Origin of the sequence: Candidatus Chlorohelix allophototropha (assembly GCF_030389965.1) — a bacterium.
Lineage (GTDB): Bacteria > Chloroflexota > Chloroflexia > Chloroheliales > Chloroheliaceae > Chlorohelix > Chlorohelix allophototropha.
In genome coordinates this window covers 1,663,840-1,678,506 of sequence record NZ_CP128400.1, presented here as the reverse complement: position 1 = coordinate 1,678,506, position 14,667 = coordinate 1,663,840, and the positions used below count along the sequence as shown (strand labels likewise).

14 protein-coding genes are annotated in these 14,667 nt (G+C 45.4%); 5 read left to right on the top strand and 9 right to left on the bottom strand.

Translation table 11 applies throughout. The annotated features are described in order from the left end of the window. Positions 1–20: 20 nt before the first annotated feature. Entirely contained in the window at positions 21–440 is a 420-nt protein-coding gene (locus tag OZ401_RS19750) for a universal stress protein (RefSeq protein WP_341470240.1), read from the bottom strand. A 573-nt stretch (positions 441–1,013) separates the two neighbouring features. On the opposite strand from OZ401_RS19750, the gene OZ401_RS19745 reads away from it, so the two are divergent. Beyond that, positions 1,014–3,233 (top strand): glycosyltransferase family protein, encoded by a 2,220-nt coding sequence (locus OZ401_RS19745; protein WP_341470239.1) that lies wholly within the window; start codon positions 1,014–1,016, stop codon positions 3,231–3,233. A gap of 6 nt (positions 3,234–3,239) precedes the next feature. On the opposite strand, the gene OZ401_RS19740 is transcribed toward OZ401_RS19745, so the two are convergent. From OZ401_RS19740 to OZ401_RS19715, 6 genes are all read right to left on the bottom strand, one after another. Further along, positions 3,240–4,241 carry an NAD-dependent epimerase/dehydratase family protein gene (locus OZ401_RS19740; protein WP_341470238.1) on the bottom strand — a complete coding sequence of 334 codons (1,002 nt, stop codon included), beginning with the start codon at positions 4,239–4,241 and terminating at the stop codon, positions 3,240–3,242. A 10-nt stretch (positions 4,242–4,251) separates the two neighbouring features. Next, on the bottom strand, positions 4,252–5,256 hold the full coding sequence (locus OZ401_RS19735) for a 3-oxoacyl-ACP synthase III family protein (RefSeq protein ID WP_341470237.1): 1,005 nt from the start codon (positions 5,254–5,256) through the stop codon (positions 4,252–4,254). A gap of 377 nt (positions 5,257–5,633) precedes the next feature. Further along, a complete protein-coding gene (locus OZ401_RS19730) occupies positions 5,634–6,899 on the bottom strand; it encodes an MFS transporter (RefSeq protein ID WP_341470236.1) in 1,266 nt (421 codons plus the stop codon). Next, entirely contained in the window at positions 6,881–7,024 is a 144-nt protein-coding gene (locus tag OZ401_RS19725) for a hypothetical protein (RefSeq protein WP_341470235.1), read from the bottom strand. The genes OZ401_RS19730 and OZ401_RS19725 overlap by 19 nt, the downstream gene beginning before the upstream one ends. 90 nt (positions 7,025–7,114) lie before the next feature. Continuing rightward, a complete protein-coding gene (locus OZ401_RS19720) occupies positions 7,115–7,396 on the bottom strand; it encodes a hypothetical protein (protein WP_341470234.1) in 282 nt (93 codons plus the stop codon). 45 nt (positions 7,397–7,441) lie between these two features. After that, positions 7,442–7,609 carry a hypothetical protein gene (locus tag OZ401_RS19715; RefSeq protein WP_341470233.1) on the bottom strand — a complete coding sequence of 56 codons (168 nt, stop codon included), beginning with the start codon at positions 7,607–7,609 and terminating at the stop codon, positions 7,442–7,444. A 609-nt stretch (positions 7,610–8,218) separates the two neighbouring features. On the opposite strand from OZ401_RS19715, the gene OZ401_RS19710 reads away from it, so the two are divergent. Beyond that, complete coding sequence (locus tag OZ401_RS19710; protein WP_341470232.1) at positions 8,219–9,250, top strand: HEAT repeat domain-containing protein; 1,032 nt, start codon at positions 8,219–8,221, stop codon at positions 9,248–9,250. A gap of 383 nt (positions 9,251–9,633) precedes the next feature. Continuing rightward, entirely contained in the window at positions 9,634–10,710 is a 1,077-nt protein-coding gene (locus tag OZ401_RS19705) for an IS110 family RNA-guided transposase (protein WP_341470231.1), read from the top strand. 172 nt (positions 10,711–10,882) lie between these two features. Here OZ401_RS19705 and OZ401_RS19700 read toward each other — a convergent pair whose 3' ends face one another. Further along, positions 10,883–11,542 carry a transposase family protein gene (locus tag OZ401_RS19700; protein ID WP_341470230.1) on the bottom strand — a complete coding sequence of 220 codons (660 nt, stop codon included), beginning with the start codon at positions 11,540–11,542 and terminating at the stop codon, positions 10,883–10,885. A gap of 67 nt (positions 11,543–11,609) precedes the next feature. Beyond that, on the bottom strand, positions 11,610–11,903 hold the full coding sequence (locus OZ401_RS19695) for a transposase (protein WP_341470229.1): 294 nt from the start codon (positions 11,901–11,903) through the stop codon (positions 11,610–11,612). Positions 11,904–12,290: 387 nt separating this feature from the next. Between OZ401_RS19695 and OZ401_RS19690 the strand changes: the two genes are divergently transcribed. Continuing rightward, positions 12,291–13,271: a tyrosine-type recombinase/integrase gene (locus tag OZ401_RS19690; protein WP_341470228.1), complete on the top strand. Its 981-nt coding sequence runs from the start codon at positions 12,291–12,293 to the stop codon at positions 13,269–13,271. Positions 13,272–13,510: 239 nt separating this feature from the next. Further along, positions 13,511–14,667, top strand: a protein-coding gene (locus tag OZ401_RS19685; protein WP_341470227.1) for an IS3 family transposase whose coding sequence is annotated in 2 segments (ribosomal slippage) — positions 13,511–13,778 and positions 13,778–14,667 — 1,158 coding nt in all. Because the reading frame shifts where the segments join, the coding sequence is not laid out codon by codon here.

Sequence of the window (14,667 nt, the reverse complement as noted above, 5' to 3'; positions counted from 1 at the left end):
ATACGGTGATAAGTCTCTACTTAACCCAAACAAAAGAGATGAGATGCCATTACAACTACGTCCGCCTGAACTTTAGTAGCTAATAGGCTCAATCCCTCTTCCCCTTTATAAGGCTCAAGTAGCACCGAAACCTCAGTCAAACCCGCGTCTCTAGCCTTCTTTTCCAGTTGCTCAAGCACTAACTTACCTTGCTGTTCCCAAGCTTCCGAGCTAGTACAGCCCATTGCACCGAATAAAGCGGTATCATTAGGGTCGGCATAATAGACTATGATCAAATTTCCACCGCTATGCTGAACAAGGTGTATGGTATTCAATAATGCTCTTTCAGCATGTACAGTCCCGTCTGTTGCCAGCAATGTAGTGTGGATTTTTCTCAAAGCGGGCGACGTTTGCGGTTTACTTCTTTCTACTTCAGCATCTTGCATATTTAAGGTGCTCATGGCGCTTCTCCTTTCTTTCAGGCTTTTAATACTTACCTGATCAGGAAATTCCCATTGTTATAATTTAAGCATAGGTGTAATTTATTAAAGGATAGGTGTACGTAAGTAAAAATGAGGTGAATATTATTAGCATAGGCAGGTTTTAATACTTTTATGTGTTTACAACCGATTAAGTTGTGGTTTAAATATTAATGAGAATAATTCTAATTATTTACACTTAGATTAAGTTCAGTTTTTACATGCAAGCTCTAAAAAGTGTGCCAGTGTAAAAAGTGTGGGAGTTGAAGTGGTGCAGAATATCTTGGAAGACGTGCTCAGCTTCGAACTAAGTTATCGGATCGTTACTCGCCACGTCCTATCACTACTTTAGTGATGGATTAGAGAGCAATGTTGCATGGTAGAAATGCTTTGAGGCACTCTTCCAGCTTATTTTTATGTTTGACCCTCTTTTAAAAGGTTCTCAATACAATCGAAAATTGACAGGGATAGGTAGTATAGTTAAAATTAACTTTGCTTTGGTAATGTCAATCCTTAATACTCAATAGATGTTTTTGGTCGCAGGTAAAATCTGACTTGACACAAACCCCGGTTGCTAAGCCCCAAAACTTTTCCAAAGATTGGTCATGGTATATTGTCCCGCTTGGTTATTTATTATTAACCATTTTTTTTACATTGCCATTGCTACCGAATTTTTTCACCTCTATACCGCGTGGTATCCCGGACGGCTTACAGGATATCTGGAATTTTTGGTGGATGCGCACCAGTGTAGTAGAGCATTTTACCAATCCTTACTTTACCGATGCCCTGTTTTACCCGTACCGTAATGCAAACAACCCCCTGCCGCTGTTTTATCATACTTTGCAACCTTCCTTGAGCTTGCTCGGTGGTTTGATAAGCCCGGTTCTGGGTTACGCCGGAAGCTATAACCTATTACTGTTTATAGGTTATATAGCAACCGGGTCGTCGGTTTATGCGCTGGCACGCTACTTTATGCCTTATGGGTCTCGCGGTGCAGCCTTTGTAGTAGGCGCTTTCTATGCTTTTTCTCCCTTTAATCTTTCAATTATCTTAATCGGTCAGGAAAGAGTTTGCTGGGGGCAGTGGGTGGTATTGAGCATTTTGTTTCTGCACAAAGCGCTGGTAAAATCGCCCGACCAACCCAATGAGAAAAGTAGCCTAAATATAGCGTTAGCCATATTATTCATAAGCCTAACCTTTTACACCGATTGGTACAGTTTTATGATGGTAGGCTTGTATGCAGGAAGCTTATATTTATTCTTGCTGGTGGCAAGAATAATATCTAAAAATAAAGAGCAGGTTTATAGTTGGCTCGAACTTACCATTAGGGTAGGTATTACCATAGTTGCCACACTGTTTTTGATTGCTCCCGTATTGGTAGGGACATTTGGAACTAAGAATGACCCCGATATAACCATAGTTGACCCGGCACATGATGTAGAGGCAGTGCTAAATGCTGCACCATTAATGGGGTGGTTTATCAATCAGAAGATAGCCGGTGGAAACGGTGGTAGCTTATATCTCGGCTACGTTTTATTGGCAGTTGCTATCGTAGGGGTTTTTGCATTATTTGGAAAGAAAAAACTTGTAGCGCCACGCTGGGCATGGTGGTGGGTTGCGCTGGTAGGTGTTACGCTGGTACTTTCGCTAGGCTCTAATTTGCGTATCTTTGCCAGCGATGATGCCGAACAAGCTTTGAATAGCGGGTTACCGCTGCCCTATCAGGTTTTCAATATTATCCCATTTCTAAATAACGGACGCGCCCCCATTCGATTCTACACCCTTGCCACGCTCGGTTTGAGCCTTATGGCAGGTTGGGGCATCGTATGGTTGCAAAACCGTCTCAAGCAAACCTCTTTCTTGAACCTCAAAAAAACATGGGCTGCTTTGCCGTTTCTTGTGCTTGTGGCAATGCTGGTAGATGTGCAAATGTTACCAGTTCCAATGAATTCGTTATATTACCCGAAGATTTTGGATCAGATTGCAGCTGAACCGGATAATAGCTATGGGATTCTGGAATTGCCTATTACCTCACACTATTCACGCGATAGTCGCCGCATGTTCTTTCAAGCCATTCATCATAAACCAATTACCAGCGGCTATATCTCGCGCCGAGTGGTGCAGTTTTACGACAGTAGCGACCCCATCGGCTATTTCTTCGGTGATAACCCCCAACCCCCTGAAGCCATCTTTCAAAATACCCCTGATCCGGAAGTTAGATTACTTCAGCTTTACAACTTCCATTATGTCTTTCTGTACCGCGACGAGGGGATTTTTGACAATGTCACTATCGCGAAACAAGAAGCGCGTCTTGATACGTTGCTTGGGAAATCCGCCAGAATCTTCGATGATGGGCAAACTTTAGTTTATCGCGTACCGACTGCAAATGAGCAAGATTCTGTTATGCTTACCAACCTAACCGGGGGTTACCTTGCGCAAAAACTGGATAATGGGCTGGTCTATCGCTGGACGGATAAGCAATTGAATATCAGGCTATACGCGAAAAAAGAGGCGGAAGTCCAACTTGGTTTTACAGGGTGGAGCCTTGCGCCGGGTAATTCACTTCAGCTTAACTTAGGCAATGAATCATTAAAAAGCATTCCCCTATCGCAAAGTCCTACCCCTTACAACACCAGCATTAAACTGAAAAGTGGGCTAAATACTCTTAACTTCACTAGTGCGCTGGCAGCCGCACTACCCCAAGACATAGGGCTACCCTTCAAGGATACTCGCAAACTGGCAATTGCGCTTGGAGGTATGCAGTTAAAATTTTAAGCGGTACTAATTCACCCTAGAATTTTCCGCTAATGGGCGAATATCGGCAGAATTTGAATTATCCAGCCACTTCTTTAGTTCCTCAAATCCTCGGTAGAAATCGTACTCAGGGCAATAGCCTAGCATAGCGCATGCTTTGGAAATATCCAGCCGATAGCCTGAAGCCATCTGCGCTACCACGAAAGGGGTAATGAGCGGCGGTTGCTTCCGGCGCAGTAGCCGGAAAAGCTTTTCCAAGACTGTACCCCCTAGCAGTGCAAGACGCTTGTCTATATGTAGCATCTTCTCATTGAAATTCAGCGATTGCTTAAACGCCGCCAGAATTTCATTGACAGTTCCGGTGTAAGCGTCCGCCAGATTGAAAATTTCAAACTCAAAATCGCGTTGAATAATCAAATCAATTGCCCGGCAAAAATTCTCAATGTAAGTAATGGAAAGCAAATTGCTACCATCGCCAACTACGAGGAAACGCCCAAAGCGGCGGGCTTCGAGCAAACGCGGGAGAATACTGGTATCGCCGGGTCCGTAAACGATATGCGGACGCACGATTACCGCGTTCGTGCGCCCATACTGCTTGATTGCCATTTCAGCTTCCATCTTGGTGGTGGCATAAGCGTTTAGATACTGCTGAGGATAAGGCGCATCCTCAGTTAGCCAACTGCTATTATGGTGTAGGTCATATACGCTGGCGGTACTGACATATACAAATTGGCGGGCTTTCTTGAAAGTTTCTAGCACATTGCGAGTACCTTCCACATTAACCCGGTACATTACCTCATGTGTATCCCAGTCTGAAACATTGCCCGCGCAATGCAAAACTACATCCACCTCTTCGTCCAGTTGTAACGCTCCTTCGGTAATATCCCAATGTATGTACCGTTCTAACAAAGCAGGCTTTAGCGGTTCGCGCCTACCAAAACCGATCAGACGATAGCCGCGCTCGGCAAAATATTCAGCTAATTTACTACCGATAAAGCCGGTAACTCCCGTAATAGCAATTGTTTTCAAAATGTCTTTCCTAGTACTGGAACATCATCAGACCTACGCTGATACCACCTGCCAGCCCGATAAACATCACCTTGTCACCTTTTTTGACTTCACCCCGGCTTTCCGCCAGTGCAAATCCCACCGGTAAGGAGGCTGCTGCCATATTGCCATATTGGGGCAAGGTTACTACTACCTTGTCGGCAGGCACTTTACACACTTCCATAAACTGCTCCAGAAAAGGAACGGTTACTTGATGCACGAAGATACGCGCGTAATCCTCAAAGCTAGTATTAGTTTGGCGCAGTGCATCCCTAAGTAAATTCGGACCTAGTTCTACAAAGGCATCCTTGAGAGCCGTGCCATCTCCCTGAAAATAGGTGTATTCCTCGCCTCTGGGGTGCATTGAGCCACCACCGGGCAGCGTACCGATATTCCAATGCTGGCTGTAAGCGTGGAATTTGCGATAAAACAGCCCTGTTTTTTCCTCAGTTAGTTCCAGCAATGCGGCAGCCCCGCCATCTCCAAAGGTATAACCCGGAAAACTTAGGCGCAAATCTTTTTTGTCTTTCACATGCCACTTGATACACTTAGAGGGAGTTTCGCCTACAGCCACCAGCGCCTTGCGATACTGCCCGGTCATAATCATAGCTTCTGCCGCCTGAATACCATTGATAAAACTGTTACAGGCGTTCTTGATGTCCATCACTGCGCCGTTGCTACCCACCTTATATTGCGTAATGTGGGAAGTTGCGGGTTCGGTGAGGTCTTGACCGGCAGAAGCAAAAATAAATAAATCTATTTCATCAGGGCTGGTAGCAGTACGCGCCAATACCTTTTTACAGGCTTCGGCTGCTAGGTCTGATGTGTTTACATGGTCTTCTACAAAACGGCGGGTTTTTATTCCGGTGAGGGATTGTAATATGCCGGTAGGAACTTTAATACTGGGACTGTAATTCATAACCCGTTGTTCAACCTCAGCACTGGTAACAACCTTCTCAGGTAGTGCTGAAGCGATAGCTGATATTTTTACTCGCATGATTAAACCACTCCTGCAATTTATATTGCGGCTCTCCGGTGCGCCTAACTACAGGATTCAGTTCAGGTCAGTTACATAACATGCGTCAGGTTTAAATCGAAATAAAGTCCTGGCAGATAGTTTTTAATAGTTCCACACTCATAACGAAATAAGGAGAAACTTCTGTCCTAACTCTGAAGGTTGAGGAATACGGTGTTAAGTCACCGGAAAGTGATATGCCATTGTATGGTGGCACAATCATAGCTGAGTTAAATCATATATGGATTGAAAAATGCGGTATGTTGTGTTAACAATGCGGTCAAAGGGAATGAAATTGTAAAGAGAAAAGCAAGGCTCTTATACTGAAACCATATTAAACCTTCTAAACCTCTTTAGTTCTAGTTCTCATAGTATCTCTCCGGGTATCGCTGGCGGGCAGGAGTTAGCAAGCCCAGCGCCGAAATCCCAAGCCCTACAACTCCCATTGCAATCAGCATAAATGTAACTCCTGTAAACTCTGCGATTGCGGTGGTTATGGCTGCCCCGAACATTCCCGGTACTCTCATGAAGAACCAGAAAAAAGCGGTAACTCGCCCTAGCATGTGGTTTGGAGTAATTTGTTGACGTAGCGACATGGAGGATATGCCGGAAATCATATTTCCAAACATATAAAAAATTGATAGTATGGAAATTAATATGATTCCCTGTGCAAAACCTATAAGACCGATACTGATTGAGCCGAGCGCCATACCACCTAGCCAGCAAGCGCCAAATCCAAATTTACGTCGAAGGGATGCTACCCAAATACCACTTGCAATTGCCCCGATACTGGCTACTCCTAGAACCAACCCTACCGTATCATCGCTTTGCTTAAGTGGGGTTTTTAGGTAAAAGATAAATAGATCTAGCCCGGCAGTGGATATAAGCGAATTTACCGCCAGCAATAATGCTACCGCGCGTAGCACCGGTTGCCGAAATAGGAACTTTGCCCCATTCAGCCATTCGTTCCAGATATTAGGTTTATTCTCTTCTTCAGGTTGTGGCTGTATCTGCCAGCGTACCAACCAGAGTGAGTTTGCCGAAAGCAGGAAAGAAATTGAATCTAAACCAAGCGCAACTACCGGACCGAAAATGGCTGAAATCAACCCGGCTAACATCGGACCGGCTACATAGCAAATGCCTACCGTTACCTGCAATCTCCCATTTGCTTCTGTTACCTGTTCTCGTTCAACCAATCCGGCTACGGCAGTGATATAGGCAACCTGAAAGAAGGCTGAAAGAATTGCTCCTGTAAAGGTGAGAAGGTAAATCAACCAGATTTGTGTGCCAATTAACCACCAGCCTATTGGTACCAGTATATAAACCAACGCCTGTCCGATGTCACACATTATCATTAATTTGCGGCGGTTTACACGATCAACTACTAATCCTGCAACTAAATTTGCTAGCAATTGCCCCAAACCAAATATTCCGGTTACTAAGCCCATTTGCGCTATTGAGCCTGTTGCTTGCAAAACCAGCAAAGGTAGCGCAATAAAAGCGAAAGAATCTCCGAGGCTATTTATGGTTTGTCCCACCCAGAAGATATTGAAATTGCGGTTGTGCCACAGGTTTACCGGAGCAATTTTGCTTTCTATTGGAGAATCTAATAACCCACTTGACATAAATACTCAGCTTCTTCTTTTTTCAAACCACTTACCTCTGTCGGTTCTTCGGCAAGTTGCTCTATGAGGTCGGGGCGTGGGTTACAATGTTTTGCATTTTCACACGCACCAACCCGGCTACCCATGTGGCGGCTTTGATGCAACTTACATAATAACACTATCTTTGCACTTTAGAATTCATTGAACAGCAACGCGCCCGACTAATAGTCTATCAATTATCGGCATACTCTCCAGATTACAATCCGATCGAGTATTTTTGGCGGAAGACCATGCGCAAAGCAACCCATCATAAATATTTTACCTAGTTTGGCAAGGTGGCGGAAAGGGTAGAGCAAGCCCAAGCGTGTTCTCAGCCAGCCCCTGAGGAAAGGATGCCCTTGCACCCACAGGGTCAGATTACGTAAAATGGCTAGAATATGGGGACCCTCCCCTCGATGTAAAGTGCTGGCAGCTTCCCCAAAGACTACATCTCGCACCCAATGCAGTTTATTCTCCAATGCCCGCGCTTTAGTTCTAACAGCCGTGGCAGGTCGGCAACTTCCTTATAGGGCTAGCAGCGCCCCTAATAGCATACTGCTCAAACTATATTGCAGATTTCGACCTTGCGGTAGATCAGGTATTTTGCCGAATACTTGTTTTAGTGTCTTAAAATCCAGTTCATATTCTATTGCTGGAGTTGCGTCTAGTTCCCCATTAGCGTTATAGTACATTTTGCGTTCCTTTTGTTTGATTTTAGTAGGCTAACCAAAATCTTACCAGAGAAACCCCCTCTCCAAAACGCATAACCCCTGGGGTGGGAGCAATATTAAATGTCAGCATACAATTGGATTGATATACAAGAAAATTGCATATCATGCTTAACTTTCTCGGTAATACGTTGCCAGACCCATATTGCATCAAGTTATCTTGGAGACTCAACCGGGAGATTTCACAATAGAGTATATAGGATTGGTCAAAAAATGGCTTGGTGGTTGCTATCAGACCCTAGGTATTTTAGTTGGTGTGTGAATAATTTAAAGATGAACGAAATTTATCAGTTTGAGAACTGCGAAGAGTGTTGTTATGCAACTTGTAGTAATTGCAATTGCGAGTTATATGCTATTTTACGCTTTAAAGATATTACTCCAGTTGAGTTAATTGAGATTGGCAAAATTGAAGATTGGCCGGATAATTTTTTGAAGTAGTGCAAGTTAAGGGGTTGCGCTAGTTACAAAATTACCCTCAAGCTTCTTAAGTAAATCTCTGATTTTAGCCTACTCTGTCAGATTTTGAACCAGCTTTGAGTTTAACTAGCACAATCCCATAGTTAGGGATTCATAATGATCGAAGCATATGACCAAAATCAAAAAGATTTTAACGACTACATTGGCCTGCTAATGCATGATAGTTATACGATCAAGGGGAGAGTAATTGTTTCGCTTATTAAAATAGCCAAAACTTCTTCGATCAATACCTTAGAATTATTGTTGAACTATTTTAAAGATGATAATTATAAAGAAATAAGAGAATCTTTAGCGATTATATTGGGTAGTTCTAATCGACCTGAGTTATTTGAGCAACTTGCGCCTTTGCTTGCCAGCGATAATTGGAGTGTACGTGCGTATAGTGCTGAAGCTATTTCTAGAATGTCTTGGGAGAGAAGACGGGAAGCAAATGGTCTTATTCTAAAATTGTTAGAGGATACTAATACATTTGTGCGTGAAAATGCTGCAAATGCTATTGCAAAAATGGGTACTCTGAAAAACGAAGAAATCTCTCAGATTCTCAACTATCTCGATGATAGTTCAAGCACAGTTCGCATCAAGCTCATTTATGCTTTAGGTAAAGATGATCCTACCTATTATAGTGCGATAAAACCGTTAATTAATTTTTTAGATTCTTCTGAGGAGGAGCTAAGAAGTAGTGCTGCAATAAGTTTAGGAAGAATTGGAAGTGCTGCAAATGAAGCCGCGGAACCACTTTATAAGCTATTGAGTGATGAAAATGTTCAAGTAAGACGGCAGTCTGCATCAGCGATAGGAAAGATAGGAGTTAAAAACCCTGAAATTATAAGCAAATTGTTAAGTTTAACACACGATGATGAGCGTTTGGTGAGGCTTGCTGCGATTCAAGCTCTAGGTAAGCTTAAAGTAGGAACACCTGAAGTAGTACATATTTTAATAGCACTGTTGTATGACGAGGATGTAGATGTACTAGGCAAAACAATTCAAACTTTAGGGGAAATCGGAAACACACAGGTTATAGTTGCACTTAAAAGGTTCCTAACAAAATCAACTCTTTATACTGAAGATGGATTTAGTATAGGTAATTTAGCAAAGAAATCAATCGAACTTATTCAAACTTTAAATTAAACGTGTTCAACACATCCTGCGCTATTTGTTCGGATACTTTGAAATGACCCAGTTTGTCAAGACAAAAATAAAAGCTTGGTTAAGGAGTGTCGCTTTTATGTCCTACATCTGTCCAATATGTGGCTATGATGAGTTAAAAGAACCTCCTTGTATAATGAAAATGTACGACACCAGGTTAAAAGAGAGGTTCAGAACCTCCTTGCGGCCAGACCGCCTCAAAAAGATAGACCCTCTTTTGATCTGGGCCACCTAATAATCTCAACCGTATCTAGCGGCTAAGCAGACCGCCCATACAAGGCCAGAAATAAGGGTAGCCCCGGTGTCAGTTACTGCTAACTAACTCCCGACAAACCTGTGGACTTAATGGAGGCACCATAATTACAATGGCCCCTGCTAAAGACCCGCCTGTCCTCAAATCCCGCCCGAAATATGAGTATTACGCCGGGCTGGATATAGCCGCCAAAACCTTCACCGCGGCGACTTGCTACCGCGATGCTGAACCTACCCGTGCGGTTAGCTTGTCTCAATCGCCCGAAGGCTACGCCAGCCTGACCAAGCTCTTACTTAAAGCCGACCATCCGCTTGACCAGATTCTGGTAGTGATGGAAGCCACCGGCACTTACTGGATCGAACTGGCTACCTACCTGCAAGGTGAAGGTTTCGCAGTTAGCGTGATCAACCCCAAACAGGCTCACGACTTCGCCGGCGCGCTTGGCCTCAAGCCTAAAAACGACCGGTTCGATGCTCAACTCCTGGCCCGGCTTTCGGCTACCCTGCAACCGGCTCGTTGGACCCCACCACCCCAGATTTACCGCGAGCTTTACCAACGTCTTACGCACCGTCTCAGTCTTTTGGAAGCCCGCCAGCAGTTCCGTAACCAATTGCATGCTCTTTCAGTCGCCCAGCCAGTGGAAGGGGTAGTGACGAGCCTGGAGAACCTAATCGCCACCCTGACCGAACGCATCAAGCAGGTAGATAAGGAGATAAAAGAGTTCCTCAAGCTGGACCAGGAATGGGCCGCTTCAGTTACTCTTCTCCAAACTATCACCGGCATCGGACGGTTGACGGCGGTGTGGCTGGTGGTCGTGACCCTCAATTTTACGAACTGCTCCAGCGCTGAAGGGTTGACCCTCTTTACTGGCTTGGCTCCCATCGAACGCAGTAGCGGGACCAGTGTGAGAAGCCGGCCAATGATCGGAAAAGGCGGTCATAGTCGGCTACGTGCGCTCCTTTATATGGCGGCAGGCAGCGCCATGCGGTTCAACCCGGTGATAAAAGCCTACTGTGAGCGCTTGCAAAAAACTAAGGGTCGGGCTTACAAAGAAGTGCGGTGTGCCGCCGCCCGCAAGCTGGTCCACCTGGGTTTTGCCGTAGTTAAGAGCGGGCTGCCCTTCGATCCGGCCTACCAGCCCTCGCCCCAGAAAGAGGCGGGTGCTTCACCGGAGGCAAAGGCCAGCTAGGGCAGTGCGGTTAACGAAAACTAGAACTTATTCTTGCGCCGAGCGAGGACAGCCGCCGCTTGGTTTATTTGTGTTGCGGCTCACTTTGCGCCTGTTCGCAGCGCTGGTGTGGTGGCGGCTTTGGCTGCAACTTTTTGAATTTTTCTGTCCTTAACAAATTCCTTTCGTCATTTCAAAATTGGCTCTTGACAGCTAATACCGTATCTCTATCGCGGCAGATTATTTCCACCCCTGGATGCGTCTGCAACCATTTAGCGAAAGTTTCTGCCGTGCGATCTTTGAGCAATTCCACCGGTGAACGACGCTCTAGGTCCACCAGGATCGCCCCGTATATTCCCCCTTTTTTCCAGGACCATTCATCTACCCCTAAAACCCGAGGAGTAGGGTATTGGGGTATTGGCTGAGCGTTGAGCAAGCGTAACAATGTGCGGGAACTGCTAGGCATTTTTAATAGAAAAGCTAAACGGGCACCAGCTTCCCCGACCAAACCATAAGTAATATTCACGAGGGCTTCAGTAAGACGTTGAGTACGTCTAGCAAAAGGAGGGATGGCAGGACTCAGTGGTTCCACAAAAGTAAAAGATGAACAAGCCGAATTAGCACAAAAAAAGCGCCTGACTTTGATTTTAAGCTTGACTATTCGATCAGAAAAAGGCAAATCGGCAACAGTACGGGTATACCGACTATGGACCCGCCGAGAATAATGGTGGCAAGCTGGGCAGGCTACTAAAAGATTAGTCCTCGAAATTTGTAACAAAATAGAGGTTCCAACGATTTCAGTGAAATTCAAATGGAAAGCTCCAAGGGTTTGTAACATTAAAGCATCTAACAAGGTAAGTTCCTCCTACATTAGAAATGTATATTCCATGTACGTTGGAACCTACTACTCTATTTCTTTTTCACGCAAATTGGCGAGGAGCCAGCATATGAGCTAGTCTGGTGCGCACCATCTGGGCGGCTTGCCGATCGGTGATATTTTCGAGAAACTGGAACAAAATGATAAGGGCTAATCGCCAGAGCGCCAGTCCAGGTTGCCTGCGAGTTGGAAAAAGGGTGGTAAAAGCTTGATCCTCAAAAATTAAGCCAAAGTCATCTCGAAAACGCATTATGAGACAGCTTTTAGGGAAGACTGCGCGGGCTACTCGGGCGGTTTCTGTTGGAATTGGGTTTATTGTTTCAGGTTTTAGTGGCATTTTTGCTTTCTAACTTTGATTTGAATTAGGCTTGATTTGTTTACTCGCTTATTTTATCAAAGTTCTTTCTGCTTTTCTGCCTCGCTTGAATTCGCCAACGGTATCTTGCAAAGGCTTAACTTCATTGAGTAATTTGAGTCTTAAGTTCCCTATCAGGTTAATCAATGAGCCTTAGCTGAGCTCAATCGGTTGCGAATTAGACGCTAATAGACGTTTTCTGTCCAAAAATTGCTCTGACCCGAATTACTGAAAACCTAAACCCAGGAGAGGTGAATTAATCTGATTCCTGGTTTCAGGTAATGACAATTAACCTTGTGGGAACTTGGATAGCTGTGGTACACTGTAATAGAAATAAATCAGGTTAAAAACCTCAGCGAAAGAACAAATATGGCAGATGAGCAGGTAATACCAGTAGCACAATCAGTAGAAATAGTCTCGGTAAACCAGGAGGAAACTAACTCGCTGCCGCTTGATCAGAATCCGGCAGCGGTTTATCTCGCTACTCTGCGCCCGGTTGGTCGGCGTGGAATGCTCCGTGCTCTCACTCTTATAGCCGAAGTCGTCAGTGGTGGCAAACAAACTGCCCTGACCCTGCCCTGGCATAAACTGCGTTACCAGCATACCGCTGCCATCGCCCCCGTCCTGGTGGAACGCGGCTACCGCCCCGCCACCGTCAATCAGGCTTTGTCAGGCTTGCGTAGTGTCCTCTACCATGCTTGGAAATTGGGGCTAATGGAAAGCGAAGATTACCAGCGTGCCCGCGATGTTAAAAACCGCCGGGGTGAAACCCTCCCGCGGGGTCGCGCTTTGGATAAAGATGAGTTAAAGGCCCTGATCAAAACCTGCCAAGCTGAAAAAACGCCGGGCGGGTTACGGGATGCTGCCCTGATCGGGTTGATGTACGGCACCGGACTGCGCCGTTCGGAAGTGGTCAAGCTAGAGCTGAAGGATTATAACCCTGCCACCGGGGCGCTAACTATTAGAGGAGCCAAGGGTGGCAAAGACCGACTGGTATATGTCAAAGGTGGAGCCGCTAAATCTCTGGCGGTATGGCTGGGGCAACGGGGTGACACTGCCGGAGCGCTCTTCTGCCCGGTGCATAAAAGCGGTAAAGTCAGAGTGGTAGTTATGACCGACCAGTCGGTAATGAAGATATTAAAAAAACGTGGTTTACAAACCGACTTAGAATCGTTTAGCCCCCACGACCTACGACGCACCTTTATTTCGGATCTCTTAGATGCAGGAGCGGATATAGCCACTGTTCAGAAGTTAGCGGGACATGCCAGTGTCACCACCACTGCTCGTTACGATCGACGGGGAGAAGCAGCCAAAAGCAAAGCCACCGACCTGCTTGAAATTCCTTACTAAACCGTTGTCGCACTGGAATTCGTTTTCTTCCCACGAAATCTTCTGCCAAGTTGGGCAAAAGAGTTAGTTCTCAGGTATATTTTTGTCAGAATGGCAAAAAAGCCTCATGCTACAAAGCCTGTTAAGGCGGCTCTTGCGCGAATTGTGCCATATTGGTACACTTTGAAGATTGAAGTTGACCCGGAATCGTGGAGTAAAGGAAGAGGCAGATGCTATAATAAACCACGAAAGGGGCAGAAATGGGAGATAAGCAGAAAGAGTATCCAGTAGAATTTAAGCGAGAAGCAGTGCGGTTAATGGAAACCAGCGGTAAAACAGCGGTACAAATCGCTAGAGAACTAGGGGTATCCGACAGTGTACTCTACCATTGGCGTAAAATATTGGCTGAAAAAGGAGAGCAAGCTTTTCCTGGTAAAGGTCATCAAACTGAGGCTGAAGAAGAACTCCGTCGGCTGCGAATGGAGAATGAACGACTGCGGATAGAAAGGGATATCTTAAAAAAAGCCCTAGCCATCTTCACGCAGAACCAAAAGTGAAGTTTCAGTTCATTTATGAGCACAAGCAGGAATTTGCGGTGAGGTTAATGTGCAAGGTGCAGGTGGTTTCTGAGAGCGGCTATTACGCCTGGCGGAAACGACCAGAAAGTGCCAGAGCCAAGGCTGACCGAGCACTGGAAGCAGAAATTGAGCCTATATTCGAGCAGTCTCGGCAAACTTACGGTAGTCCCAGAGTAAAGGCGGCGTTAAGGGGTAAGGGGATAAACTGTTCGAGGAAGCGGGTAGCCAGACTGATGCGGTTGCTGGGGCTAGTCTCCTGTCATCGTCGTAAGAAGCGAAAGGTCATAACGACTGATAGCCAGCACAGCAATCCGGTGGCACCCAACCGGCTAAAGCGGAATTTCACGGCTACCAAGCCTGATGAGAAATGGGTGGGAGATATTACCGGGGTGTTGACTAATGAAGGTTGGTTGTACCTAGCAGCCTTGGTAGATATATATTCGAGAAAAGTGGTGGGTTGGTCGATGGGCGCCAACCGGGATGAAGCGTTGGTGGAAAGAGCTTTGGTTATGGCATTGGAGCGACGTAAACCGGGAAAGGGTCTTTTACATCATACCGATCGAGGTAGCCAATACACCAGTAGGGGTTACCGAGGATTGCTGGAGCAGTACGGGATCGAAACCAGTATGAGCCGAAAGGGTGATTGTTGGGACAATGCTCTCATAGAAAGCTTCTTTGGGACATTGAAAGTGGAATGTACAGATCGTTATAATTTTAAGACTATGACAGAGGTTAGAACAGTTATTTTCGAATATATGGAAGTATTTTACAATCGGCAGCGGCTACATTCGGCGTTGGGTTTTATGACACCTACAGAATTTGAACTATTGCCTGTCTGA